4 protein-coding genes and 1 tRNA gene are annotated in these 3,890 nt (G+C 40.7%); all 5 read left to right on the top strand.

Translation table 11 applies throughout. The features are described from left to right. Positions 1-900: SSURE domain-containing protein (locus ACXYSK_RS08515; protein WP_458625692.1), on the top strand; the 900-nt coding region annotated here is incomplete at its 5' end. Positions 901-980: 80 nt separating this feature from the next. Continuing rightward, entirely contained in the window at positions 981-1,679 is a 699-nt protein-coding gene (locus tag ACXYSK_RS08510; RefSeq protein ID WP_254727669.1) for a response regulator transcription factor, read from the top strand. Beyond that, positions 1,676-2,710: a sensor histidine kinase gene (locus ACXYSK_RS08505; RefSeq protein WP_314581792.1), complete on the top strand. Its 1,035-nt coding sequence runs from the start codon at positions 1,676-1,678 to the stop codon at positions 2,708-2,710. The genes ACXYSK_RS08510 and ACXYSK_RS08505 overlap by 4 nt, the downstream gene beginning before the upstream one ends. Before the next feature lie 201 nt (positions 2,711-2,911). Then, positions 2,912-3,523: a 30S ribosomal protein S4 gene (gene rpsD, locus ACXYSK_RS08500; protein WP_458625691.1), complete on the top strand. Its 612-nt coding sequence runs from the start codon at positions 2,912-2,914 to the stop codon at positions 3,521-3,523. A 240-nt stretch (positions 3,524-3,763) separates the two neighbouring features. Continuing rightward, a tRNA-Glu gene (locus ACXYSK_RS08495) sits at positions 3,764-3,835 on the top strand. The last annotated feature ends 55 nt before the right edge of the window (positions 3,836-3,890 follow it).

The raw sequence follows: 3,890 nt of genomic DNA, 5'->3' as shown, positions 1-3,890 counted from the left end.
GATTTGGATGTCAATTTGAATGGCTTGACTACCCCAGCTGAAGTGCAAAAAGGTGTGGCCGACAATACCAAAGATACAGTAGATGTCCCAGCTTCTTACTTGGACAAGGCTAACTTCCCAGGTCCATTCACCGCCGGTGTTAACCAAGTTATCCCATATGAATTCTTTGCCGGTGACGGTATGTTGACTCGTTTGATTCTGAAGGCATCAGACAAGGCTCCATGGTCAGACAACGGTTCAGCTAAAAATCCCGCTCTCCCACCAGTAGAGAAATTGGGCAAAGGTCTCTACTTCTATGAAGTGGATTTGGCAGGTACTCAAGGAAAATCAGATAAAGAGCTTCTTGACCTCTTGAAACAAAACGGTACGCAAAGCTATAAAGCTACTATTAAAGTGTATGGTACGAAAGATGGCAAAGCAGATTTGAGCAACCTCGTAGCGACTAAGGATTTGACAGTGAACTTGAACGGACAACAGTCCCCTATTCCGATGCAGTCAGGCTTTGCTCCATCTTCTAATGGTTCAGCTATGCCGACTCCAATGATAAATAGTCATCAAGATGCGTCTAATATGAAATCTCAAATGCCAGCTGCTAGCCAGGATAAGATGATGCCTAGCAAAGAGCAGGACAAAACCATGAACGCTAGCCAGCCAATGGCAACACCAAGCATGAAACAAGACCAAGCTCTAGCAGCCTCAAGCAAAGCGTCTGATGAAGGCAAGATGGCATCTAATAACAAGGTGTCAAGTCCAATGATGGTTGATCAAATGAAAGACCAAAAAGACATGCTTCCATATACCGGTGAAGCCCAAACCGCAATGGCTACTCTTGGATTCTTTGGACTCGCCTTGGCCGGTCTTGTTGGATTTTTGGGTTGGAAAACCAAAAGAGAAGATTAAGGTTCAAATCATTTAAACATTACGGAAAATAGTGTTATACTAAAGCAAGTATAACACTGTTTTTGTCAAAGGAGTGTCAGATGAAAAAGACAATTTTGTTGGTTGATGATGAGATAGATATTCTAGATATTCAAAATCGTTATCTTTTACAGGCAGGCTACGATGTTTTAGTCGCCCATGATGGTAAGGAAGGATTGGAACTTTTTAGAAAAAAAACTATCGACCTCATTATCACAGATATCATGATGCCTAATATGGACGGTTATGATTTCATCAGTGAAGTTCAGTATATTGCTCCTGATCAACCCTTTCTCTTTACAACTGCTAAGACAAGCGAACAAGATAAGATTTATGGATTAAGTTTGGGGGCAGATGATTTTATAGCTAAACCGTTTAGCCCACGGGAATTGGTTTTGAGAGTGAATAATATCTTGCGCCGCCTTAGTCGTGGCGGAGAGACCGAGCAAATTGAGTTTGGTGACTTAGTGATCAACCATGTGACTCATGAGGTTCGCATTGGGGAACAGCCTTTGGAATTGACAGTGAAATCTTTTGAACTTCTATGGATATTAGCTAGCAATCCTGAGAGAGTCTTTTCAAAGACTGAACTTTATGAGAAGGTATGGCAAGAGGACTATGTGGATGATACCAATACACTCAATGTTCATATTCATGCTTTGAGACAAGAGTTGAGTAAGTATACGAATTTAAACACTCCTGCTATCAAAACTGTTTGGGGATTGGGCTATAAGATGGAAAGACCGAGAGGAAAAAAATGAAATTAAAAAGCTATATTTTAGTGGGGTATCTAGTTTCGACTCTACTAACGATTTTGGTTGTTTTCTGGGCAATCCAACGAATGTTGATTGATAAAAGTGAAGTTTACTTTCTAGTTGGAATGACCTTGATTGCTAGTTTCATTGGCGCTGCAGTGAGCATCTTTCTTTTGTCGCCCGTTTTCTCTTCTCTGAAACATTTGAAAAAACAAGCTCAGGATATAGCAAGCAAGGATTTCAGTACAGAAATCGAAACCAAAGGCCCATTAGAATTTCAAGAGCTAGGCCAGGCTTTTAATGACATGTCCCACAATTTGCAGGCTACCTTTCAATCACTTGATGAGAGCGAGCAAGAAAAGAGAATGATGATTGCGCAGCTCTCTCACGATATTAAAACTCCTATTACCTCCATTCAGGTTACTGTGGAGGGAATTCTAGATGGAGTGATTAAAGAAGAGGAGCGGTTCCACTATTTAACCACGATTGGTCGGCAAACTGAGCGTCTAAACAAGCTAGTGGAGGAATTGGATGTTTTGACTCTTAACAGACAACCTCAAGATACTGCTGATGAAGAAGTCGAAGAGGTCTTTTTAGATCAGCTGTTGATTGAGTCTATGAGTGAATTTCAACTCCAGATTGAACAAGAGGAGCGGGATGTTTACATTCAAGTATCACCTGAGTCGGCGAAAATCAAGAGCCATTCTGACAAACTCTCTCGTATTCTGGTCAATTTGTTAAACAATGCCTTTAAATATTCAGAACCAGGAACCAGAATCGAGGTTCTTGCCCAATTAACAGAACAAGAGCTGACGATCAGTGTGAAAGACGAGGGGCAGGGGATCCTTCCTGAAGATTTGGGAAAAATTTTTAACCGATTGTATCGTGTAGAAACTTCACGAAATATGAAGACAGGTGGGCATGGATTAGGTCTTGCGATTGCACAAGAATTGGCACATCAGCTTGGTGGCGAAATCACAGCAGAAAGTCAATATGGCTTAGGAAGCAAGTTCACATTCTGCCTTAATTTGAAATAAAGGCGTAAAATCTCTTTACAAATCGACGGATTCATGATACAATAACCTTTGTGTGAAATAGCAGCAGGGAAGCATGAAGCTCGTCAACAGGTGTCTTATGATAAGTAACCTTGGCTGTTTAGGCGAAGGGCATCTGCACGAATCAGGGCTTTCTAAGTGACTATTTCCACCGAATATTATTTATATCAGGAGGACATACATATGTCACGTTATACAGGACCATCTTGGAAACAAGCTCGTCGCCTTGGCCTTTCACTTACAGGTACAGGTAAAGAATTGGCACGTCGTAACTACGTACCAGGTCAACACGGACCAAACAACCGTTCAAAATTGTCAGAATACGGTTTGCAATTGGCTGAAAAACAAAAACTTCGTTTCACATACGGTGTTGGTGAAAAACAATTCCGTAACTTGTTCGTAGAAGCTACAAAAATCAAAGGCGGAATCCTTGGTTTCAACTTCATGCTTCTTTTGGAACGTCGCTTGGATAACGTTGTTTACCGTCTTGGCCTTGCGACTACTCGTCGTCAAGCACGTCAATTCGTAAACCACGGTCACATCCTTGTTGATGGAAAACGCGTTGATATCCCTTCATACCGTGTAACTCCAGGTCAAGTGATCTCAGTTCGCGAAAAATCATTGAAAGTTCCAGCAATCCTTGAAGCTGTTGAAGCAACCCTTGGACGTCCAGCATTCGTATCATTCGACGCTGACAAATTGGATGGTTCATTGACTCGTTTGCCAGAACGTGATGAAATCAACCCAGAAATCAACGAAGCACTTATCGTTGAATTCTACAACAAGATGCTTTAATTTTAAGAAATATCTTACGAAAAGCCTACAACAGTGGGCTTTTTGTTTTACATTTTAAATCAATATCTCTCCTATTTTACAATAAAAAGTTAATAGTGTTTTATCTTATATAAAGAGTAAGTTTATTAGACGGTAGTTAATATGCAGGAAAAGATAAAAACAAAAATTTTACAAAAAATCAGAAAAACCAGTTGACAAGCGACAAAAAGTAGGTATAATAGAAAGAGTTGAAAAGCTCAGGGTCCGTTGGTCAAGGGGTTAAGACACCGCCTTTTCACGGCGGTAACACGGGTTCGAATCCCGTACGGACTATGAGTGTATCGCGGTTAAGGTTGATAGGATTTTAAAAAAGTTAAAAAAACCTGTT

The organism is Streptococcus sp. V919 (assembly GCF_054353475.1).
Note: the sequence above shows the minus strand (reverse complement) of the source record. Positions and strands in the feature narration are given on the sequence as shown.